This window comes from Roseobacter sp. TSBP12 (assembly GCF_009129705.1).
GTDB classification, from domain to species: domain Bacteria; phylum Pseudomonadota; class Alphaproteobacteria; order Rhodobacterales; family Rhodobacteraceae; genus Celeribacter; species Celeribacter baekdonensis_A.
Map to the genome: position 1 here is coordinate 59,007 of NZ_PYIB01000052.1, position 21,175 is coordinate 80,181.

General features: G+C 58.5%; 21 protein-coding genes. 15 read left to right on the top strand and 6 right to left on the bottom strand.

The window, feature by feature from the left end:
• Positions 1-6 precede the first annotated feature (6 nt).
• Genes C8029_RS15855 through C8029_RS15910 form a run of 12 tightly spaced genes read left to right on the top strand, consistent with a single transcriptional unit; the run spans position 7 to position 11,282 of the window.
• Positions 7-867 carry an ABC transporter permease gene (locus C8029_RS15855; RefSeq protein ID WP_009571706.1) on the top strand — a complete coding sequence of 287 codons (861 nt, stop codon included), beginning with the start codon at positions 7-9 and terminating at the stop codon, positions 865-867.
• The gene (locus tag C8029_RS15860; RefSeq protein ID WP_009571705.1) at positions 860-1,651 is read left to right on the top strand and encodes an ABC transporter permease; all 792 of its coding nucleotides are present in this window, start codon (positions 860-862) and stop codon (positions 1,649-1,651) included. Before C8029_RS15855 ends, C8029_RS15860 begins: the two co-directional genes overlap by 8 nt.
• Positions 1,648-2,709 carry an ABC transporter ATP-binding protein gene (locus C8029_RS15865; protein WP_009571704.1) on the top strand — a complete coding sequence of 354 codons (1,062 nt, stop codon included), beginning with the start codon at positions 1,648-1,650 and terminating at the stop codon, positions 2,707-2,709. Before C8029_RS15860 ends, C8029_RS15865 begins: the two co-directional genes overlap by 4 nt.
• Before the next feature lie 20 nt (positions 2,710-2,729).
• Positions 2,730-4,007, top strand: coding sequence for a glycosyltransferase (locus C8029_RS15870; protein ID WP_009571703.1), 1,278 nt, complete (start codon positions 2,730-2,732; stop codon positions 4,005-4,007).
• Positions 4,004-4,363, top strand: a complete 360-nt coding sequence (locus C8029_RS15875) for a cupin domain-containing protein (RefSeq protein ID WP_009571702.1) — start codon at positions 4,004-4,006, stop codon at positions 4,361-4,363. Before C8029_RS15870 ends, C8029_RS15875 begins: the two co-directional genes overlap by 4 nt.
• 12 nt (positions 4,364-4,375) lie before the next feature.
• On the top strand, positions 4,376-4,720 hold the full coding sequence (locus C8029_RS15880) for a cupin domain-containing protein (RefSeq protein ID WP_009571701.1): 345 nt from the start codon (positions 4,376-4,378) through the stop codon (positions 4,718-4,720).
• Positions 4,717-5,745: an aminoglycoside phosphotransferase family protein gene (locus C8029_RS15885; protein ID WP_152003268.1), complete on the top strand. Its 1,029-nt coding sequence runs from the start codon at positions 4,717-4,719 to the stop codon at positions 5,743-5,745. The genes C8029_RS15880 and C8029_RS15885 overlap by 4 nt, the downstream gene beginning before the upstream one ends.
• 10 nt (positions 5,746-5,755) lie before the next feature.
• Positions 5,756-7,261 carry an aldehyde dehydrogenase family protein gene (locus C8029_RS15890; RefSeq protein ID WP_152003269.1) on the top strand — a complete coding sequence of 502 codons (1,506 nt, stop codon included), beginning with the start codon at positions 5,756-5,758 and terminating at the stop codon, positions 7,259-7,261.
• 16 nt (positions 7,262-7,277) lie between these two features.
• Positions 7,278-8,771 carry an aldehyde dehydrogenase family protein gene (locus tag C8029_RS15895; RefSeq protein ID WP_152003270.1) on the top strand — a complete coding sequence of 498 codons (1,494 nt, stop codon included), beginning with the start codon at positions 7,278-7,280 and terminating at the stop codon, positions 8,769-8,771.
• The gene (locus C8029_RS15900) at positions 8,768-9,508 is read left to right on the top strand and encodes an NTP transferase domain-containing protein (protein WP_152003271.1); all 741 of its coding nucleotides are present in this window, start codon (positions 8,768-8,770) and stop codon (positions 9,506-9,508) included. Before C8029_RS15895 ends, C8029_RS15900 begins: the two co-directional genes overlap by 4 nt.
• Entirely contained in the window at positions 9,505-10,893 is a 1,389-nt protein-coding gene (locus tag C8029_RS15905) for an NAD(P)/FAD-dependent oxidoreductase (RefSeq protein WP_152003272.1), read from the top strand. Before C8029_RS15900 ends, C8029_RS15905 begins: the two co-directional genes overlap by 4 nt.
• 23 nt (positions 10,894-10,916) lie before the next feature.
• Entirely contained in the window at positions 10,917-11,282 is a 366-nt protein-coding gene (locus C8029_RS15910) for a cupin domain-containing protein (RefSeq protein ID WP_009571695.1), read from the top strand.
• A gap of 985 nt (positions 11,283-12,267) precedes the next feature.
• Here C8029_RS15910 and C8029_RS15920 read toward each other — a convergent pair.
• On the bottom strand, positions 12,268-13,056 hold the full coding sequence (locus tag C8029_RS15920; protein WP_152003273.1) for an alpha/beta fold hydrolase: 789 nt from the start codon (positions 13,054-13,056) through the stop codon (positions 12,268-12,270).
• An 86-nt stretch (positions 13,057-13,142) separates the two neighbouring features.
• Here C8029_RS15920 and C8029_RS15925 point away from each other — a divergent pair, with 86 nt between their 5' ends.
• A complete protein-coding gene (locus tag C8029_RS15925) occupies positions 13,143-13,520 on the top strand; it encodes a MerR family transcriptional regulator (RefSeq protein WP_009571692.1) in 378 nt (125 codons plus the stop codon).
• 289 nt (positions 13,521-13,809) lie between these two features.
• On the opposite strand, the gene C8029_RS15930 is transcribed toward C8029_RS15925, so the two are convergent.
• The 3 genes from C8029_RS15930 to C8029_RS22515 are packed head-to-tail and all read right to left on the bottom strand — an operon-like array spanning position 13,810 to position 15,904.
• Positions 13,810-14,439: a class I SAM-dependent methyltransferase gene (locus C8029_RS15930; protein ID WP_152003274.1), complete on the bottom strand. Its 630-nt coding sequence runs from the start codon at positions 14,437-14,439 to the stop codon at positions 13,810-13,812.
• A complete protein-coding gene (locus C8029_RS22510; RefSeq protein WP_286189993.1) occupies positions 14,436-15,038 on the bottom strand; it encodes an MFS transporter in 603 nt (200 codons plus the stop codon). The genes C8029_RS15930 and C8029_RS22510 overlap by 4 nt, the downstream gene beginning before the upstream one ends.
• Positions 15,035-15,904 carry an MFS transporter gene (locus C8029_RS22515; RefSeq protein ID WP_226946368.1) on the bottom strand — a complete coding sequence of 290 codons (870 nt, stop codon included), beginning with the start codon at positions 15,902-15,904 and terminating at the stop codon, positions 15,035-15,037. The genes C8029_RS22510 and C8029_RS22515 overlap by 4 nt, the downstream gene beginning before the upstream one ends.
• Before the next feature lie 81 nt (positions 15,905-15,985).
• On the opposite strand from C8029_RS22515, the gene C8029_RS15940 reads away from it, so the two are divergent.
• Entirely contained in the window at positions 15,986-16,426 is a 441-nt protein-coding gene (locus tag C8029_RS15940) for an Rrf2 family transcriptional regulator (protein ID WP_009571689.1), read from the top strand.
• 169 nt (positions 16,427-16,595) lie between these two features.
• On the opposite strand, the gene prfB is transcribed toward C8029_RS15940, so the two are convergent.
• Together prfB and C8029_RS15950 are read right to left on the bottom strand one after the other, a co-directional pair.
• On the bottom strand, positions 16,596-17,720 hold the full coding sequence (gene prfB, locus C8029_RS15945) for a peptide chain release factor 2 (protein WP_009571688.1): 1,125 nt from the start codon (positions 17,718-17,720) through the stop codon (positions 16,596-16,598).
• A 122-nt stretch (positions 17,721-17,842) separates the two neighbouring features.
• Entirely contained in the window at positions 17,843-20,347 is a 2,505-nt protein-coding gene (locus C8029_RS15950) for a penicillin-binding protein 1A (RefSeq protein WP_152003275.1), read from the bottom strand.
• 130 nt (positions 20,348-20,477) lie between these two features.
• On the opposite strand from C8029_RS15950, the gene C8029_RS15955 reads away from it, so the two are divergent.
• Positions 20,478-21,149 (top strand): class I SAM-dependent methyltransferase, encoded by a 672-nt coding sequence (locus C8029_RS15955; RefSeq protein ID WP_152003276.1) that lies wholly within the window; start codon positions 20,478-20,480, stop codon positions 21,147-21,149.
• Positions 21,150-21,175 lie beyond the last annotated feature (26 nt).

The window sequence follows — 21,175 nt, forward strand, 5'->3', positions numbered from 1 at the left end:
TCTTCTATGTCCACTGACCGCCGTCCCATGATCTTGATGACCCCGGCCATGCTTTGGCTGTTTGGGTTGATGGTTGTGCCCTGTGTGCTCATCCTCGTGCTCGCCTTTTTCCGGCGCGGCGTTTACGGCGGGATTGAGTATACGGTCACGCTTGAAAACCTCGCGCTGGTGTTTGACCCGCTGTATTTCAAGATTTTCCTGAAATCCGCCGGGATCGCCGGGCTCTCTGCCGCCATTGCCTGTGTACTGGGCTATGCTGCGGCCTATGCCATTGCCGCGATGCCACGTCGCCACCAATCCATGCTGTTGTTCTTTGCCGTGCTGCCGTTCTGGTCGAACTATCTGGTGCGCACCTATGCGTGGATCGTGTTGCTGAACCGCGAAGGCTTGATCGTGAACCTCGCGCGCTGGCTTGGGTTTGAGGGCGAATTGCCCAGCATGTTGTACTCCGAGCAAGCCGTGATCATCGGTTTGGTCTACAACTATCTGCCCTTCGTCATTCTCAGCTGTTACGCGCCACTGTCGCGTCTGAACCCCGATATTTCCGAGGCCTCGCGCGATCTGGGCGCGTCTGGATGGACCACGTTTCGCCGTGTGACGCTGCCAATGACGGTGCCGGGGATTGCCACGGGGTTTGTCTTTGTCTTCGTCCTCTCGATCGGCAATTTCGTGACCCCCGCGCTGCTTGGTGGAGGCCAGTTCCAGATGATCGGCAACCTTGTCTACGCCCAATTCCTGACCGCGAATGATTGGCCGTTTGGTGCGGCGCTCTCGATGGTGTTGATCGCGGTGATGCTGGGTCTCTTGATGTTGCAAGCTGTGGTGGCCGAGCGCGCCTCTGGTCGCAAAGGAGCGCAAAATGGCTGATCGCAACACATTCCGCCTGATGTTGATCATCCTCGGCGTGATCTTCGCCTTTCTCTACATCCCGATTTCGGTGCTGGTGGGCCTGTCCTTTAACGAAGGCGGCCTACCAACCGCTTGGACCGGATTTTCGTTCAAATGGTATGGTGCCTTGCTTGAGAATGAAGACATCCTCAAAGCGGCGGGCAACACTTTGATCGTGGCGATTTTTTCGACCCTGTTGTCTACGCTTTTGGGCAGCCTTTTGGCCATCGGCGTCGAAATCCGCCGTCGCAATGGCAAATGGTTGGAAACCCTCATTTTCGCCCCGATGATCATTCCCGACATCGTTTTGGCCATCGCTTTGTTGTCGTTTTTCTCGCTGATTGGCGTGAAGATGGGGCTGCATACGATCATCGTCAGCCATGTCGTGTTCAACCTGGCCTTTGTCTGTGCCGTGGTGCGGGCGCGGTTGAAGAACTTTGACTGGTCGATTGTCGAAGCCTCCGCCGATCTCGGCGCCTCGACATTCACCACACTCAAACGCGTCATCATTCCGGTGTTGATGCCCGCCATCGTTGCGGGCGCGCTTTTGGCCTTCACCCTCTCGGTTGACGAATTCATCATCGCCTTTTTCACCGCCGGGGCCGGACGCGCCTCAATCACTCTGCCGATGCAGATTTTCGCGATGATCCGCTTTGGGGTGACCCCTGAAATTAACGCTCTGGCCACGCTGGTGATGGCGGTCTCGGTGATCGCACTGGCCCTCTCCCAACGACTGAACAAAGGAGGCTTGCCCGGCCAATGACCCAATCGTTTTTAAGCATCAAAGACGTCTCCAAGACCTTTGGCACTGTGCAAGCTGTTGATGGCCTGTCGCTGGACATTCGCAAGAACGAGTTCTTCGCGCTCCTCGGTGCATCGGGCAGTGGCAAAACCACGCTGTTGCGCATGCTCGCAGGGTTTGAAGACCTCTCGGCCGGTGACATCACGCTGGAGGGCACATCCATCGCCGGACTCGCGCCCAACCAGCGGCCTTTGAATCTGATGTTCCAATCCTACGCGCTGTTCCCGCATATGACCGTGGCGCAAAACATTGCCTACGGGCTTGAAATGGACCGTCTGCCGAAAGCGGAAATCGCAGCGCGGGTCAATGAGATCCTTGAGGTCATTCAGCTCGGCCATTTGGCCAAACGCAAACCCGAACAACTTTCGGGTGGGCAACGCCAACGGGTCGCCCTGGCGCGGGCTTTGGTGAAACGGCCAAAGGTGCTTTTGCTCGACGAACCGCTCGGCGCGTTGGACAAAAAACTGCGCAGCGAGATGCAGCTTGAACTCAAACGGTTGCAGCATGAGTTCGGTATCACCTTTATCATCGTGACGCATGACCAAGAAGAAGCCCTGGTTATGGCCGACCGCATCGCCATCATGAAGGATGGCAAACTTTTGCAGGTCGGCACCCCGCATGACATTTACGAAGCGCCGCAAAGCAAATTTGCCGCCGACTTTATCGGGGTGATGAATTTCCTGCCTGTCGAGAAAAAAGGCACCAATTTCGTTGGCGCGGATGGCAGTGTGATCCGATCCGAAAGCGTGACCGAGATCGCCAAGAATGGCGCGGCCATCGCCGCCATTCGTCCAGAACGGCTCCATGTCACCGGCACCGGCGAAAACCAGTTGAGCGGTGAGATCGCCGCGGTGGCCTATCACGGTCTTGATCTGTTGCTGCATATCAAAACGCCGCTCTCTGACACGCCGGTGATCTCGCGGATGACCGCAGATGAGGCGGACGGCCACGCCCCCGAGGTCGGCCAAAGCATCACCGTGCAGTGGTCCGCCAAAGACACCCATATTTTCCCAAATTGAACCCCGTCAAAGGAGTCACCATGGAACAGAAAACCTTCGCCCTTTTCCCCGAAGCCGCCTACGGTCCCGCGTTGAATTCGGTCGGGATCGCACAAGCCTTGACCAAAATGGGACATAAAGTGGTGTTCCTGTCCGATCCGGGCTTTGTCGAGATTTACCAAGGCTACGGATTTGAGGCCCATCCCGTGGCCCTCTCGGAACCGATGCCACCCGAACAGATGGCGAAATTCTGGGAAGATTTCATCAACGGTCACATCCCCAATTTCCGCAAAGCGCCGATTGATCAGATCGACAATTACGTCAAGGAATGTTGGGAGGCGATTGTTGACAGCGCCAAATGGGCACAAAAAGATTTGCCCGCCGTTTTGGACCGGATCAAACCCGACGTGATTGCCGTCGATAACGTCATCCTGTTCCCGGCGATCAAACAATATGGCGTACCATGGGTGCGGATCATTTCGTGTTCTGAAAACGAGATCGAAGACCCGGCCATCCCGCCGCATCTCTCCGGCATGTCGGAAAACGACACCGAGGGCCACGCAGCCTTCCGCGCCAAGTTCGAAGACGTCATTGCCCCGATCCATGCGGATTTTAACGCCTTCCTCGCAGAGTGCGGCGAAGACGCGTACAAGATCGGCGAGTTTTTCGAAGCCTCCCCCTACATGAACATGATGCTCTATCCGCAGCCGCTGACCTACAAGCGTGAGACCCCTCTTGACCCGGCGCGGTTCCAGTACCTCGAAGGCTGCGTGCGCGAAGATGCCGCCTATGAAGTGCCAACATTTGCCGCCAACAACGACGGTCCGCTGCTTTATGTCTCCTTCGGCTCGCTGGGTTCTGGCGACACCGACCTTTTGAAACGGCTGATCACCCTGATCGGCAAGACCCGCTATCGCGCCTTGTTCAATGTCGGCGATTACAAAGACGAATACTCCGACATCCCGCCCAATGTGATCATCGAAAGCTGGTATCCGCAGCCCTCCGTCATCCCGCAAGTCGATGCGGTGATCCATCATGGCGGCAACAACTCCTTCACCGAGTGTCTGTATTTTGGCAGACCCGCAATCATCATGCCCTATGTTTGGGATGGCCATGACAACGCGATGCGCGTGCAAGAAACCGGCTACGGCTTCCGCTCGGATCGCTATGAATGGAGTGACGAAGAAATGATCGCCAAGATCGAAGCCTGTCTGACTGATACAGACATGGCCGACCGCTTGGCCATGATTTCCAAGCATATGCAGTCCTGCGAAGGGCCTCTGAAAGCCGCGAAACTATTGGCGGGGTTGGTCGCATGACAAACCTTTCCTCTTCCGCGCCGCATATTCACGGTGCCGCCACGTTTGACGATCTCGCGGATTGGGGCGCACAGCCCGATGCCCTTGCAGGTGCATCGCAGTCCACCGGGCGGCTCCTGTTCAAAGGGCCAAACAATAGCCCCGAAACCGGCATTTGGGTCTGTACCCCCGGCACATGGCGGCTTTCGGTGCCGCGCGACGAGTTTTGTTACTTTATCTCCGGGCGCGCCCAATACCGCAGCGATGACGGCGAGGTGATCGACATCACCCCCGGCACCGCTGTCGTGTTTAAGGCCGGATGGACCGGCGTGGCCGAGATTTTTGAAACAACCCGCAACAGCTACATGCTCACCTAAGGGATTTGAGAGATGACAACACCTGTTTTGAGAAACCCGACTGCGCTCACCGAGACCGTCGATTGGGGCATCATCCCCACCATGATCGAGGGCGAGTCCCACGTCAGCGGCGTGGTGATGCACAAAGGGCCTGAGGGCCAGTCTGAATGCGGGGTGTGGATTTGCACCCCCGGCACATGGGAGTGCCATGTGACCTCTGACGAGTTCTGCCATTTCCTTGAGGGGCGCTGCACCTATGTCCATGAAAGCGGTGAGGTGATTGAAATCACCCCCGACACGGCGGCGTTTTTCCCGAAAGATTGGAAAGGCGTCTGCACCGTCCATGAGACCATCAAAAAGGTCTATATGATCCGATGACCGTGCTCTGTGCCCCCACCAAACTTGATCCGCCCATTGCTTCGTTTCTGGCGCGCCATGGGCAGGCTGCGGCACAGGTGTCGGCCCTGCCCGGCGATGCCTCGGCGCGGCGGTATTTCCGCCTGACGGATACGGGGCTGTTGTTGATGGATGACCGCACCGACCCAGTGGGCTTTGCCGCGTTCCTGCGGTTGGCGCGGCATCTGTCGAGCTTGGGCCTGAGCGCCCCGCGGGTTGTGGGGGTAGACCCGGCGGTGGGGCTTGCCCTGATCGAAGATTTCGGCACGGCGACCTATGGCAATTTGCTAACCTCCGGGCATGATGAAACCGAGCTTTATGAATTGGCGATTGATGCTTTGGTGCATCTGCACAGCCAACCGACCGCAATTGAGGTGACCGTTCCGGCCTATGATCGGCCGGTTCTGCTCGAAGAAGTATCGCGGTTCTCCCATTGGTTCGTCCCGGCGTTTCGCCCTGATCTGGACGCGACTGTGTTCGACGCCCGGTTCTCACGGCTCTGGGACACCGCCTTTGCGCCACTGGACGGGCAGTTGAACGCTTTGGTTCTACGTGACTTTCACATCGACAACCTGATGTTGTTGACCGATCGCCAAGGCGTCGCGCGCTGCGGCCTGCTCGATTTCCAAGACGGCGTGCGTGGCGCGGGGGAGTATGATCTCATGTCCCTGCTGCAAGATGCGCGCCGCGATTTGGCACCCGGATTGGAACAGGCGATGTTGGATCGGTATCTCACCGCCATCCCGGACCGTTGCGGCAGCAAAGATGAAATCCTGCACCGCTATCACCTCTTGGCGGCACAGCGGCACACTCGTTTGGCCGGACAATTCCTGCGCCTGTGCAAACGCGACGGCAAACCCGGCTATCTTGCCTTTATGCCACGGGTGATGCGCCAGATGCAGACCGCCTTAGAGGCCGCCAATCTCTATGAGATCACAGATTTTATTGACCAGACGTTGCCCGGCTGGCGCGACGCTGGACCCGCATTTTCGCGGATGAATACGTAAGGATACCGCTATGACTGACATTCTCAACGCCTGTTATTTTGTGTCGCCAGACTTCCCCAAAAGTGCGGGGGGCACACAGGATGTGATCGACCCGGCGACGCTCAACACCGTTGGCCAGCGCGCGGAAGTGACGGCGTCGGAGATCGACGCGGCCCTCACTGCCGTGGCAGCGGCGCAATCGAAATGGCAGGCGACGGATGCCAAAAGCCGCGCCAAGATGCTGCACGATCTCGCCAATTTCATTGAGACCGCCGACCTCACCCATTGCGCCATCGTGATGAGCCGCGAAATGGGCAAACCCTATCCCGAAGCCATCGGTGAACTGGCCAATTGCGCACCGATTTTTCGCTACTACGCCGAAATGGCGCGCGACGAGGCCGGCAAAGTCGCGGGCACCACTCAAATCGGCTCGCTGCAATTCGCCAAATATGAACCGCTGGGCATTTCCGTACATATCATGCCGTTTAACTTTCCAGTGTTGTTGATGTGCTGGACTGTGGCTGCGTCCTTGGCCGCGGGGAACGGTTGCGTCATCAAACCGGCCGAGGCGACAACGCTCTCGACGCTGGAATTTATGAAAGTGTTCCGTCGCCTGCCCGAAGGCCTTGTGGCCTGTCTGCCCGGCGGCGCCGAAGTCGGCAAGGCACTGGTCGCAAGCCCTCGCACCCATGCGGTGGCCTTCACCGGCTCCGTGGCCGCAGGTCAAGCCGTGGCCATGGCCGCCGCGTCCAAACTCAAACCGGCCGTGATCGAGGCGGGCGGCTCCGACCCGATGATCATCTCCGCTCATGCGCCAATCGACGTGGCCGCCGCCGGGGCAGTGACCGGGGCCTTCCACATGTCGGGTCAGGTTTGCACCTCGACCGAGCGGCTGTACGTCGTCGATGCGGTGCACGATGCCTTTGTCGCGGCGTTCAAAGCCGAAACCGCACGTCTTCGCATCGGCAATGGGTTGGATAAATCCGAAATCGGTCCGCTGGTGAGCAAAGCCGCCCGCGATAAGGTGGAACGCCTTGTGGCCGATGCGCTCGCCAAAGGTGCCACGCTGGTCTGCGGCGGGCGCGTGCCGCCGTCCCAGACCACCGGATGGTTTTACGAGCCAACGATTTTGACCAATTGCACCACCGAGATGGACATCCTGCATGAGGAATGTTTCGGCCCGGTCGCCGCGATTGTGCGGGTGCCGGATTTCGATGCCGCCATTGCGGGCGCCAATGCCTCTGAATTCGGCCTTGGCGCGTCTATTTTCACCACCTCGCTCGAAGAGGCCCATGAGGCGCATGAGCTGCTTGAGGCTGGGATGGTTTGGATCAACAACCCGATGATTGACAATGATGCCCTGCCCTTTGGCGGCTGGAAAAACTCCGGTATTGGGCGCGAGTTGGGGCGGATGGGGCTTGAGACCTTCCGCCGTTCGAAAATGGTGATCTTGGACCACAAACCGGTGCGGCAAGACTGGTGGTATCCTTACCCGGATGACTGGTTCCTGGATGCAGGCGGGCGCAAAATTTCCTAATCGGGAGGCAGAGATCATGCAGACGACCGAACTTTATATCGACGGCGCTTTTGTGGCCCCGGCTGAGGGCGACAGCTTTGAGGCGATCAATCCGGCCACCGAAACGGCCTTTGCCCGCATTGCTGCGGGCGGGGCAACGGATGTGGACCGGGCCGTGCGTGCCGCGCGACGGGCCTTTGACCAGGGTCCGTGGCCAACCCTGCCCGCAACTGCGCGCGCAGCGGCGTTGCGGCGCATCGCGGCGGGGATCAAAGCGCGGCTGCCGGAAATCGCAGCGGTCGAGACCCGCGACAATGGCAAGCCGATTCCAGAGGCCGAATGGGACATTGGCGACGCGGCCTTTGTGTTTGAATATTACGCCGATCTGGCCGAGTCGCATGAGCGCGACGGAGCAACCACCGTCGATGTCGGCGATCCCACATTCACCAGCACGGTGTCCACCGAACCTTTGGGGGTGGTCGGCGCCATCACGCCATGGAATTTCCCGATGCTCATGGCAGTTTGGAAAGTCGCTCCGGCGCTAGCGGCGGGCTGTACGGTGGTGCTCAAACCCTCAGAATTCTGTTCGCTGAGCTGCGCGCTTTTGGCCGAAGTCATTGATAACGCCGATCTACCGCCCGGCGTCTTTAACCTGATCACCGGCACCGGGCCGGAGGCCGGCGCACCGCTGTCCGATCACCCGCTGGTGGACAAGCTCGCCTTTACCGGGTCGACCGCAACCGGGCGCAAAATCATGACGGCGGCGGCGGCGGGCATCCGCACCGTGTCCTTGGAACTTGGCGGCAAATCCCCCTTTGTCATTTTCGCCGACAGCGACATCGACAAAGCAGTCGAATGGATCATGTTCGGCATTTTTTGGAACAAGGGCGAGGTGTGTTCCGCCACTTCCCGTGTCTTGGTCGAGCGCAGCCTCTATCCCGCTTTGCTCGCGCGGCTAAAACAAGCGGCAGAGGCAATCACGATTGGCGCCGGAGACGCGCCAGGCGTCAAACTCGGGCCGATTGTGTCGAAATCTCAATATGACAAAGTCATGGCCGCGATTGCGGCGGGCAAAGCCACAACGGCGCGACTGGTGAGTGGGGGCGGACGTCCCGAAGGGGTTGAGACCGGCTATTACATCGCGCCTACGATCTTTGCCGATGTGCCACGTGAGGCCGCGATTTGGTGCGAGGAAATTTTTGGCCCCGTTGTTTGCGTGAACCCGTTTGACACCGAAGACGAAGCCCTCACACTGGCCAATGACAGTGTGTATGGGCTTGCCGGTGCGGTGATGTCGGACGATCTGGAGCGCTGTGAACGGGTCGCGGCCAAGCTGCGCGCGGGGGTCATTTGGGTCAACTGTTCGCAGCCCACATTCACGCAAGTGCCATGGGGCGGCTATAAATCCTCAGGCATCGGACGCGAATTGGGCACGGCGGGTTTTATGGCCTTTCGCGAGACCAAACAGATCACCCGCTATGACCACACCCAAACCTGGGGTTGGTATTTAGATCCGGCAGACCCGTCATGAGCCAGACACCGATTGCCGCCGTTGTGCTTGCGGCTGGAAAAGGTACGCGGATGGGCTCTGATCTGCACAAGGTGCTGCACCCTTTGGCCGGGCGGCCAATGTTGGACCATTTGCTCGACAGTTTGGACGAGCTCGGCGCGTCCCAGCGGGTTTTGATCGTCGGCGCAGGGCGGGAGCAGATCACGCGGGCCTATCCCAACGAAACAACCGCGCTACAAGAGCCGCAGCTTGGCACAGCCCACGCGGTGCAAATGGCAGGACCTGCGCTCAAAGCGTTTCACGGCGTGGTGCTTGTGCTGTATGGCGATGTGCCCTTGGTCACCACGGCGACAATGCGGCGGTTATGTAAGGCGGTCGATGCAACCAATGCCATGGCGGTGTTGGGCTTTCGCCCAAACGACACGCGCAGCTATGGCCGCCTTGTTACCGATGCCAAAGGCGGGTTGGAGCGGATTGTTGAGCATGCCGAGGCCACGGACGAAGAACGTGCCATCGGACTTTGCAATTCCGGCATTGTCGCGCTGCGCTCTGACCTCCTTTGGCCGTTGTTGGCCGCGGTGAAAAATGACAACAGCAAAGGCGAATATTATCTCACCGACCTCGTCGCCCTCGCCCGCGCCGATGGTCGCTCTGTGGCCTGTGTCGAGGCAGATGAGGACGAGGTCACCGGCGTCAATTCCCAAGCCGAACTGGCCGCTTTGGAACAACGCCTGAGCAGAGTAGGAGGCATGCGATGACAAGCGACATGCGGTTGAGCGCCGCCCAACCCGTTCCGTTTTGGACCACGACCGTCCCGACTTTGCCCGCTTGCCTTCCGGCCACCTCAGATCTGTCCTGTGATTTGGCGATTGTCGGCGGTGGTTTTACCGGATTGTGGAGTGCGCTGAAGGCCCGCGAACGCCACCCTGACGCTACGATTGTTGTGCTTGAGGCCAAGCGATGCGGCCAAGACGCCAGTGGGCGCAATGGCGGCTTTTGTGCCCCATCTATTTCGCATGGCGTGTCCAATGCGCTCACGCGCCACACAGGCGAGGCGGAGCGATTGATCCGGCTTGGACGTGACAATCTTGATCACTACGCACGAGACCTTGAGCACTACGGGATGAATGCGGGGTTTGAGCGCTCCGGCAAACTCAATGTCGCAGCAACGCCATGGCAGGCACAGGGGTTGCAAGACATGGCGCGCAACTATGCCCGCTTTGGCATCGAACACAGTCTGCTGTCAGGTGCGGAGTTGGCCGATAAACTCGACAGTCCGGTCTATTCCGCCGGTCTGTTTGAACCGAATTATGCGCTGGTTGATCCGGCGCGCACAGTGGCCGAGCTGCGCCGGGTCTGTTTGCAGCAAGGTGTTACGATTTGCGAAAACTCCGGTGTCTCCAAGCTGTCCCGCGACGGCACCGTCCTCCAGTTGGACACCGCCCAAGCGGTGATCCGCGCCAAACAGGTGATCTTGGCGACGAACGCGGCCAAGCCCTTGCTCAAGCGCCTGAGCTTGTCCTTCATCCCAATTTTTGATTACTCGCTGGTGACCGAACCGATGACCGAAGCGCAATGGGCCAGCATCGGTTGGACAGACCGCTATGGTATCGCTGATTGCGGCAACCAGTTTCACTATTTCCGCAAAACCGCCGACAATCGGATGCTTTGGGCCGGGTATGACGCGATTTATCACTACGGCAGTGATCGCAGTGACGCCTTGTTGCAGCGCGACGAGAGTTTCCAGCGGCTGGCAGACCAGTTTTCGGCCGCCTTCCCGTCCCTTGCGGATGTGCGATTTGACCACGCCTGGGGCGGTATCATCGACACCTCGGCCCGCACCACCTTTTTCTCTGGTTTGGCCTATGATGGTCAACTGGCCTATGCGATGGGCTTTACCGGACAGGGCGTCTCCGCCAGCCGCTTTGCCGCCTTGACCATGTTGGATCTGTTGAATGGGGCCGACACTGAACGCACGCGATTGAAAATGCCACGCCGCTGGGCGGTGCCTTTTCCGCCCGAACCGATCCGCAGCATGGCCGTCAAAATGGCACAAAAAGATTTGGCCCGCGAAGATGAAACAGGCCACCGTGGCGCCGTTCTGCGCCTTCTGGATGCCTTTGGCATTGGCCTCGCATCTTGACGCTACATTTTGAAAGGACAGATATGACGAACCCCGCCCATGTGATTGCCTTTGAAACAAATGGCGCCCCGCGCGCAACCCGCGTGGACGATCCCGCCTTGGTCGATGCGCCCTATGATAGCAAAAGCTGGCGCTGTTTTGAAAGCACAGATGGACGCGCGCTCAGCGGCATTTGGGAAGCTGGCCCGCATTTGGAACGCTGCGCCTGCGACTATGACGAGATGTGTCATATTTTAGAGGGCCAAGTGCGCCTGACGGATGCAGAGGGTGCGCAGCGGGTCTTTGGCCCCGGTGACAGTTTTGTTGTGGCGGCTGGTTTTGTCGGCACATGGGAAAATCTGACCCATGTGCGCAAGGTGTTTTTCATCCTGACTGCCGCTGCCATCTAACGCCTCTGTCTCGCCGTGGCCGAACCGGCTTGGGACAGCGCCACTTTAGAGTGAGCTGTCTAAACGGATCATAGCGCCACAGCATCGTCTAAAGGATAAATCGGGCGCGGAACGCGACAATACTTTAAACGCCCACCCCGCGGGCTGGCCAAGCCGCCACCATCAACAAGGGCAATGCGTGCAGCATAGGGCGAATAGGCCGCCCGGAAAGCCTGTACCAGTGTTGAGTGTCATCCGGCGGTGCATGGTCGGCTATAGGCGCGAGCTTTGATTGAAACTCCGCGTCTACGGCTTCGTCGAATTGAGGTGCCCCTAGATTTGTAGACGCTTTGCGTCGCGGCTGATATTCAAAGTCTTGAAGGATTTGAAGGACGGGAAATGTGCCAGAAAAAACCTTCGCTGGCTTTTGAGCAATGGCGTCACGTGATCCGGTAACTCGTCGCGCAACATCGTACATCAAATCCTCGCGTTTACGGCTCTGTGTTGCGTCGAGAGGATACGGAAGATAGCAACCTCGATATTTTAGTTGATCCTATGCCAGAAACCACTCTTTTCGATTTGGGAGGCTTACAGGACGCTCTCGCAGAGGCCTTGAACGTCAAGGTTGATGTCAAGACGCCTGGAGATCTTCCGGAGCGGATCAGTGATCGCGTGTTGCGGGAAGCCGTTCCGGTTTGACGGCGACAAGCGCCTCTGATGCTCGTTGAAAGGCAGATGAGTTCAATTGCGACGCAGGCAAAGAAGGCCAAAACGGCCCAGAGGAGACAGTCACCGCCCCCGCCAACGCCGCGTTGCAGCTTTCGCCTTTCAGACGTTCATGCGCCTCGTAGCATTTTTCCGACCGAGCGGCGACTGTGCGGACAAAACCGCCCTTCACTTTTGTAATGTGAAGGACGGCATTGGATCGTGTTTCTACCTGCGAGAAGTGGCGCGCCCGTGGCTCTGTCGTGCTCTAGGAAGCGCTGTTGCCACCCTATGTATGGCGTCAGTCGTGAAAAAACCGCGTTAGCAACTCTGCAATCGGCTTCGGTGTTTCCATCAAAGCCAGGTGTGGCCCGTCGATCCAGTCGAGCGTGGTACGGCCGATGCCATCCGCCAGAGCGATCGAGGCTTTGGGGTCAACCATCTGATCCTGCTGATTGCCAAGTACCAGCGTATGAGCGCGAATATCTGCCAGATCGCTTGAGACATCGACTTGGAGGTCGAGTTCGGCCTGCCGCGCGATACCTTGCCAGTTGCTGCTTGCCACCATTTCGGCAACGACCGACTCCATATCGTCTATTCCTGCGAGGAAGGCGCGGCTGAAGCCTGTCAACAGCATGAGCCGTGCGAGCGATGCCGGGTCCCGCCGTGCAAGATCCGCCCAGTGCCGAAACTGCAACTGCGACCGAGGATCAGCTCCAGTGACAAAGCCACCGACTAGGACGAGCCGTTCGATCCTGTCTGGCTGGCGGGCCGCAAGCCGAGCTGCAACAGCAGCGCCGAGGGAGAAGCCCAACAGATCGAAGCTCTCGACGCCGGCATGGTCCACCGCAGCCAGCACTTGCCCGGCCAGCCGGTCCAGTGTCAGGGCCTTGGCGGGATCATCTGTCAGCCCGGCCCCTGCGTAATCAGGCCGGATTACCCTTCGGGCGGACAGGTAGGGCATCACGCCAGAAAAGTTCGCCTCACCGTCCCCTCCTGTCCCATGCACCAGCACCAGAGGCCGCCCCTCACCGTCGTCACGATAACCAACGCGGGCACCGTCATGCTGCAAATGTTCTATTTTCGACATGATTCTGTTCTCCGACTTGATGTGTCGGCTCTCGTCATGCACCCTGACAGCGTTGTTAGGGTCAAATGAAAAATGGAGATATATCAATGCAGATCGGAGAAATTTCTCAGCGTTGTGGTATCACCGTCCGGATGTTGCGCTTTTACGAGGCCGAAGGCTTGCTCCAGCCGCACCGAACCGGCAGCGGCTATCGCGACTATTCTGAAGCCGACCTCGAAGAGGCAAAGCGGATAAAACAGTTGGCGGATGCCGGCCTGACGGTCGAGGCGATGCACGACCTTTTGCCCTGCATCATCAGCCCGAAGCCGACGTTCCACCCCTGTGACCGCTTGCGCGCCCGGCTTGAAGGTGAAGTGGCGAAACTGGACCAGAGGCTGGCGGATATGGAGCGGTCCCGGTCCCAGATTGTCGGCTACTTAGCTGATCTGCCAGTGGATACCCTCGTCCCCATGTCTCAGGACTAAGGCATTTACACTGTAGCCAGTTTTTCTAAAGACAGCCTCGCTGAACAGTGCCTATGAATGGATTGAAGGGCCGTCAGAGCCGCCCTTCTTGCCTTGCGCAGCATTGATCAAAGAGGGCTCTCCGGGTACTTTCGCCGCGCTGGTGTCGGGTGACCGGTTCGGAGTTCATCGCCCTACGCTTTGCGGCGCATGAAATGGTAAATTGCCGGACAAAGCGAGCATTCATTATTGCTGCGCCAATGACCGCTTTTATAAACGCCCATCTCCGGAAAGCGTTCAAGAACCGTGATTAACTCCGCTCAATGGCAATGACTGTGTCAATCACCACAGCGCTCTGCCCCTTCGGGCCTGTCGCAGCTCGTTCGATGGGTCCGACAAAGACGTTCCGCCAATCGTCTGCGTTAACAGCCAGGTCCGCCAGCTCGTCTTGTGCAGTTGGATAGACCGTATCTGGATCAGCCCATGACCAAGGCGCGCGAGAACCATGTCCAGCGATCAAAAGAAGCCCGCCTTGTGCGACGGATTGCGCGGCACGGCGCAGCGCCTGAACCCGCCCAAAATCGACCGGTGAATGGAAAAACATCGCTGTCACCAAGTCGAATTTTCCAGTTGGAAAGGTCATACCCAGGTCATGCCGTTCAAATGTCGTTCGATCCGAGACGTTCGCTTCCTGCGCGGAGGCACGGGCCGCACTCAATGCGGCCTCGGCAACATCAACCCCTGTGACCGTCCATCCTTGCTTTGCCAGCCAGATTGCGTCGTCGCCACGGGCGCACCCCAGTTCAAGCGCGGTTCCGATTGGTCGCGCCTCGACAAACTGCTTCAAAACGGCGGAGACACGGCCGCCAGACGGACGAGTCATTTTGGCGTAATGTGGTTCCCAAAAATCTTGCGAGGGGTTTGATGATTTATCGGTCATTGTGGGGGCTTTCTGTTGCGATAGGCTGACACTCCAAGGCCGAGGGCCAAGGCCGCAAAGACGGCCATCGAATAGAGCGTGGCTTGTGACGCGGCATGGACAAAACGGGACGCGGCCTCTGTGCCCACTTGCATTTCGTCCTCACCGAGCAGAGAGAAGAATATCTGACCTGCGATTGCGATACCGAGGGCAGCGCCGACTTGTTGGAACGCTTGCATGGCACCAGAACCGGCCCCTGCATCTTGCGCTTCAACGCTCGACATAGTGACCTGAAACAGCGACATGACCGCCGTTCCCATGCCAAAGCCGCAGATGATCAACGGCACGGTGAACAGATACGGGGTCAGGTCAGTCCCCACGCCGTTGATCACGACCCGAAGTCCAATCATGCCGATCGTCAGAAGTGCAGCACCGCACGCAATTCTGAGTGTCAGATACGCGTTTCCAAAGCGTGATGTGAGTGTGGACGCCAGCATAACGCCAACAGGGAAAGGCGTGGTCACAAGGCCGCTTTGCAGGGCTGACAGGCCAAACCCGGATTGCAGGAAGATGGCGAGGACAAGGAACAGACCGGGGATGCCGGAGAAGAATAAGATCACCAACCAAGGCGGATCAGGTAGGGCCGGTTTTGCAAAAGTCCCTCGGGCATCAGCGCGGACAAGCCGCGTTTGCTCAGGCGACGTTCCCAAAGCACAAAGCCGACCATCATTGGCACACAGGCCAAGAGTGCCGCAAACGTCCACCACGGCCAGCCAAGGACGCGACCCTCGATCAGCGGCAGGACCAAAAGAACGATTGCCCCGGCAAACAATCCCGTTCCGATCCAGTCGGGGCGCAATGTGGTGTCAGTCTCCAGATCAGGGACAAAGCGCATGGCGCCGATCAAGGCGACCATACCAAGCGGAACATTGATCAGGAAGGCCAGCCGCCAGCCCAGCCCCGCGAAATCAGCGGTAATCAACCCGCCGCCAATGATCGGCCCTGCGACGACGCCAAGGCTGGAGACTGTACCAAACAGACCAAAGACCCGGGCCTTTTCATCCGGTGGAAAGATCACATGCACAATCGCAAGAACCTGCGGCACCATCATGGCGGCGAAACTACCCTGCGCCGCGCGGGCCGCAATCAAGGTCAGTATATCAGGTGCGACCCCGCAAAGAACGGATGCGGCAGTGAACCCAAGCAGGCCCCACAGGAACATACGGCGGCGTCCGAACACATCACCGAAGCGCCCAAAGGGCAGCAGGCCCACGGCAAGGGCAAGAACGTAGACTGCCGCCACCCATTCAAGCTGGGTCGCTGTCGCACCCGTGTCCACTTGTATGCGCGGTAGGGCGACATTCACGATGCTGACGTCAATCAGGTTCATGAAGCTGGCAAGGAACAGAACGGCCAAGGCCATCCACCTGTCGGAGCGCGGCTTGTGCTGAGACACATCGGCCATGGTACTTTTGAAAATATTCATGTAACATCAAATGTACCATAACACACCAAGAGTCAATCTCTTGTGTTTTCAAATGTTACATAGGGGCGATGGAGACTCAAAATGCGTCAGGATAAAAGACTTTCCCGCGTTCTTCATGCCCTTCTCCATCTTGACGGCATGGACGAGCCAGCAACATCAGAATTGATCGCGCAGATGTTGCAGACCAATTCCGCCGTGGTGCGCCGCACGATGGCAGGGCTGCGCGATGCGGAAATTGTCACGTCCACGAAAGGGCATGGCGGCGGCTGGATATTGATCAAGCCGTTGAGTGAAATCACCCTGCTTTCCATTTACAAGGCCCTAGGATCACCGACCTTGTTTGCGCTTGGCAATGATGAGGATGAGCCAACCTGTCTGCTTGCCCGCGAAGCGAACGCCGCCACGACCGAAGCGTTGAACGCAGCGCGGATTCAATTTGAGCGATCACTTGGCGCAGTGACGGTCGCCCAGCTCACAGCAGGCTGGCGACAAGAAATGGCGAACTGCAACGTAGCTTCATAGGTTTTGAGCAAGAGAGTCGCAACGATATCATAAGGCAAGTGATCAAAAGCAAATCACGTAAGTGGACATTCATGCACCGCGCAGCATCGTGCACTCCGGGCTCAACCCCGCCATTCGCTGCATCCATGCTCAATGGCGGCTTCGGCGCAACTACACTCTCCGCCAGACCTCACTCCCCCTGAGCATCCGCGCGTGATTTCCCTGACACGTTGAGCGCCAAGGTGGCGGCCATGAAGCCGTCGAGATCGCCGTCCAGAACGCCTTTGGTGTCTGAGGTTTCAAAGTTGGTGCGAAGGTCTTTGACCATCTGATAGGGCTGCAACACGTAGGACCGGATTTGGTTGCCCCAGCCGGCGTCACCGGCGTTCTCATGCGCCTCATTCACCAAGGCGGAGCGTTTGTCCAATTCCATTTGGTACAAGCGCGACTTGAGGGCCTTCATTGCGATGTCACGGTTTTGGTGTTGGGATTTCTCCGAGCTGGTCACCACGATCCCGGTTGGAAAGTGGGTGATCCGCACGGCGGAGTCGGTGGTGTTGACGTGCTGACCGCCCGCCCCCGACGAGCGATAGGTGTCGATGCGGATGTCGGAGGGGTTCACCTCGATCTCGATATTGTCATCCACCACCGGGTAGACTTTGACCGAGGTAAAAGACGTGTGGCGCTTGGCGGCGCTATCAAACGGCGAGATGCGGACGAGACGGTGGACGCCAGACTCGGATTTCAGCCAGCCATAGGCATTGGGACCGGAGATTTTATAAGCGGCGGATTTGATGCCCGCCTCTTCGCCCGCGCTCTCGGATTGCAATTCGACCTTATAGCCCTTTTTCTCCGCCCATCGGACATACATCCGCGCCAACATTGAGGCCCAGTCACAGGACTCGGTGCCGCCCGCGCCGGAGTTGATCTCAAGGAACGTGTCGTTGCCATCGGCCTCGCCATCCAACAACGCCTCAAGCTCTTTCTCAGCCGCCGTTTTGGTCAGCGCCATCAGCGCCGCTTCGGCCTCGGCGATGACCTCTTGGTCCTCTTCCATCTCGCCCATTTCAATAAGCTCGATGTTGTCTTTCATATCCTGTTCGATGGATTTCGCGGTGTTCACCGCATCCATCAACATCTGGCGCTCGCGCATCAGTTTTTGCGCCCGCTCGGGATCGTCCCACAGGGTCGGGTCCTCGATCATCGCGTTGAATTCCTCAAGCCGATGCGGCGCAGTTTCCCAATCCAGCCGCTGCTTGAGCAGCGCCACGGATTTTTCGATTTTGGCCACAGTGTTTTGGATTTCAGCGCGCACGGGTGTCTTACCTTATTCTTGTCTCAACGATCAAAGCGTCTCAGGGGCTCAGCGTGTGTGGAGATTTACGCGCACCGCCCCCAAGAAACAAGGGGGCGGACAGGCGGATCTTGCGAAAGGGTTTAATACAGCCCGCCCGAGGACAGCGAGTTGATCTTGGCCTTTTCGGGCACTTTGATCACCTTGCCCGTCGAGGTCTGAACCTCGCGTTGACCATTGCCTGCACTGGCGCCCGACACCAAGGGCAGGTCCGCCCCCATCGCAAAGCCGCCATCATACATCAGACCAAAGATCGGCTCTTCGCCATCGCGGAAATATTCGGCCACCACATTCGGACCCGAGGCGTCATCATTGAGGCGGGCCCCCGTATAGCGGTCGATTTTGATGAAATGCCCGCCCGGTGGCACTTTGAATTTGCCACCGCCGTATTTTTTCACCGCGTCTTGCATGAAGGCGTCAAACACCGGGCCACAAAACCCGCCGCCCGATGCCCCAGACATTGCCCGCGGCGTGTCAAAGCCGATGTAACACCCCGCCACGATGTTGGAGGTAAAGCCAATGAACCACGCGTCTTTGCCGTCATTGGTGGTCCCGGTTTTCCCCGCCACGGGGACGTTCAAATGCACCTTGCCGGCGGCGGTGCCGCGCGAAACCACGCCCTGCATCATCGAAGTCAATTGATAGGCGGTGATCGCGTTCATCACCCGTTCGCGGTTGGCCGTAATGGTCGGAGCTTTGCCCGGCGCAAGTGTCGCGACCTCGCATTCGGGACAGGCACGTTGATCATGTTTGTAGATGGTGCGGCCCCAACGGTCCTGCACCCGGTCGACCAGCGTCGGTTCCACCCGCTCGCCGCCATTGGCGAACATCGCATAGGCCGAGACCATTTTGAACACGGTGGTTTCTTCGGCGCCCAAAGCGGAGGCCAGATATTGCCCCATGTGATCGTAAACGCCAAAGCGTTCGGCATACCGCGCCACCGTGTCCATACCGACCTCTTGCGCCAGACGGATGGTCATCAGGTTCCGGGACTGTTCGATCCCGGTGCGCAAGGGCGTGGGCCCGTAAAAGGTGCGCGAGGCGTTTTTAGGGCGCCAGACACCTTGGGGTGTGTTGATCTCGATCGGGGCGTCCACGATAATCGTCGCCGGTGTAAAGCCACTGTCCAAAGCCGCCGCATAGACGAAGGGTTTGAACGAAGACCCCGGTTGACGCGTGGCCTGTGTGGCGCGGTTGAACACCGAGTTCTGATAGCTAAAGCCCCCCTGCATCGCGATCACGCGGCCGGTGTTGACGTCCATCGCCATGAACGCGCCCTGCACCTGTGGCACCTGCCGCAGGCTCCAACGGATCAGATCGCCCTCACCATTGTTGCCGGTGGTCATACGCCGGATATGGACAACATCGCCGCGTTCAAAATTGTCGCTGAACCCGCCTTTGATCCATTTGATGTCCTCGCGCGGCACGGTGACTTCGCCGACCTGTTCGACCATCACCGTCATCTCGGAGGCGCCAATGGTGTTGACCGCGCCGACCGACCATTTGCCATCGAGCGTCACGTCACGTGCCACATTCACAGTCCCAAGCGCATTTTCCCATGTGCCATCCTCCAGCGTGGCGACATCAATCGTCTTGCCCGTGCCGCGCCATTGGCCCCGGCCCCGGTCCAACTCTTCGAGCCGCTTTTGCAACGCATGGGCGGCGCTGGTTTGCATCTCCGGATCCATGGTGGCGCGGATTGAGAGGCCACCTTCAAAGAATTCCTCTTCACCAAAGTCCTTGGACAATTGGCGGCGGATTTCGTCGGTGAAATAATCGCGCGGCGGCAGGCTTGCACGGAAGCTCTCGTAATCACCGTTTTGCACCGATTTGATCGGTTTTTCCCGCGCCGTTTCGTAGTCCGCCTGGCTCAAATAGCCGTTTTCATACATCTCGCGCAAAACGAAATTGCGCCGTTTGAGCGCCGCGTCATAGTTTTTCACCGGGTGATAGGAATAGGGCGCTTTCGGATGAATCGCCAAAAATGCCGCCTCTTCCGGGGACAGCTCCGAGAGCGATTTGTTGAAATAAGACTGCGCCGCAGCCGTCACCCCAAAGGAGCGCACGCCAAGGTCGATCTCGTTGAGATAGAGCCCAAGGATTTGATCCTTGGTCAGGGTCTGTTCCAACCGGGTGGCCAGGATCAACTCTTTGATTTTACGTTCAGCGGAGCGATCCGAGGAGAGCAAAAAGTTTTTCATCACCTGTTGCGTGATGGTCGATGCGCCGCGCAGGGTGCCGCCTTTGGCCGCCTCAAGCGCCGCCGCCGCCATGCCGCGCAGATCATAGCCGTGATGGGTGTAGAAATTTTTATCCTCTGCCGACACAAACGCATATTTCACCAGATCGGGGATTTCTTCAGGTGGGGTATACAGGCGGCGTTCCTTGGCAAATTCGTCGATGATTTTGCCCTCGCCGGAATAAATCCGCGAAATCGTCGGTGGCGTGTATTGCGCCAAGGCTTCGTGATTGGGCAAATCGCGCCCATACATCCAAAAAATCCCGCCGATGACCACAGCCAACAGAAAGGCCCCCGTGGTCACCCACGAGAAAATTGTGCCGAAAAAAGAGAGAATAAATCGAAGCACGTGTTTGCCTTTCCCACCACCTGACCCGGCCCTGACTCGCATCAACGCCCGATCTTTGCTCCTCCTTATACAGGCACGACCTCCGGGTCAAAACATCCCCCGCGCAAATGTGAGCAGAAAGACGCCGCTTGTGATCGCGCCCGATACAGTTAGGCTTGCCCTGCCCCGTCTGCCCCCCTATCTGCTGGTCACCATGACACCCGAAAATATCTTGCCCACCTACGAACGCCAAGCCAAAGGCTTTGATCGCAACCGCAGCAAGGCCCTGTTTGAACGGGTCTGGCTGGACCGGCTTTTGGCCCACGCCCCGCAAAGCACCGGCAAACGCCGGGTGCTTGACCTTGGCTGTGGCGCAGGTCGTCCGATCGCACAATATCTGGTGGATCGCCGGGTAGAGGTCACAGGCGTCGACGGCGCGGCGGCCATGGTCGCCTTGTTCCAAGAGAACCTGCCCAATGTGCGGGTGTTTCACGAGGACATGCGCGGGCTCGACCTGCAAGAGACCTTTGATGCGGTGATCGCATGGGACAGCTTCTTTCACCTCTCGAAAGACGACCAGCGGGCGATGTTCAAAACCTTCGCCCACCACCTCGCGCCCCGTGGCGTGTTGCTGTTCACCTCGGGTCCTGAGGACAGCGAAGTGATCGGCAATGTCGAGGGCGAAGAGGTCTACCACGCCTCGCTCGGCCCCGACGAATACCGCGCCCTGATGGCTGAGCAAGGTTTAGAGGTGCTGCGCTACGTGCCCGAAGACCCCGAATGCGATTTCCACACAGTATGGATGGCGCGTTTGGCGGGGTGACGGGGCTGTCAGGTCTTGCCAGCCAA

Coding starts and splice junctions, on each gene's coding strand:
- C8029_RS15855 (WP_009571706.1), top strand. CDS start 7: ATGTCCACTGACCGCCGTCCCATGATCTTGATGACCCCGGCCATGCTT.
- C8029_RS15860 (WP_009571705.1), top strand. CDS start 860: ATGGCTGATCGCAACACATTCCGCCTGATGTTGATCATCCTCGGCGTG.
- C8029_RS15865 (WP_009571704.1), top strand. CDS start 1,648: ATGACCCAATCGTTTTTAAGCATCAAAGACGTCTCCAAGACCTTTGGC.
- C8029_RS15870 (WP_009571703.1), top strand. CDS start 2,730: ATGGAACAGAAAACCTTCGCCCTTTTCCCCGAAGCCGCCTACGGTCCC.
- C8029_RS15875 (WP_009571702.1), top strand. CDS start 4,004: ATGACAAACCTTTCCTCTTCCGCGCCGCATATTCACGGTGCCGCCACG.
- C8029_RS15880 (WP_009571701.1), top strand. CDS start 4,376: ATGACAACACCTGTTTTGAGAAACCCGACTGCGCTCACCGAGACCGTC.
- C8029_RS15885 (WP_152003268.1), top strand. CDS start 4,717: ATGACCGTGCTCTGTGCCCCCACCAAACTTGATCCGCCCATTGCTTCG.
- C8029_RS15890 (WP_152003269.1), top strand. CDS start 5,756: ATGACTGACATTCTCAACGCCTGTTATTTTGTGTCGCCAGACTTCCCC.
- C8029_RS15895 (WP_152003270.1), top strand. CDS start 7,278: ATGCAGACGACCGAACTTTATATCGACGGCGCTTTTGTGGCCCCGGCT.
- C8029_RS15900 (WP_152003271.1), top strand. CDS start 8,768: ATGAGCCAGACACCGATTGCCGCCGTTGTGCTTGCGGCTGGAAAAGGT.
- C8029_RS15905 (WP_152003272.1), top strand. CDS start 9,505: ATGACAAGCGACATGCGGTTGAGCGCCGCCCAACCCGTTCCGTTTTGG.
- C8029_RS15910 (WP_009571695.1), top strand. CDS start 10,917: ATGACGAACCCCGCCCATGTGATTGCCTTTGAAACAAATGGCGCCCCG.
- C8029_RS15920 (WP_152003273.1), bottom strand. CDS start 13,056: ATGTCGAAAATAGAACATTTGCAGCATGACGGTGCCCGCGTTGGTTAT.
- C8029_RS15925 (WP_009571692.1), top strand. CDS start 13,143: ATGCAGATCGGAGAAATTTCTCAGCGTTGTGGTATCACCGTCCGGATG.
- C8029_RS15930 (WP_152003274.1), bottom strand. CDS start 14,439: ATGACCGATAAATCATCAAACCCCTCGCAAGATTTTTGGGAACCACAT.
- C8029_RS22515 (WP_226946368.1), bottom strand. CDS start 15,904: ATGAATATTTTCAAAAGTACCATGGCCGATGTGTCTCAGCACAAGCCG.
- C8029_RS15940 (WP_009571689.1), top strand. CDS start 15,986: ATGCGTCAGGATAAAAGACTTTCCCGCGTTCTTCATGCCCTTCTCCAT.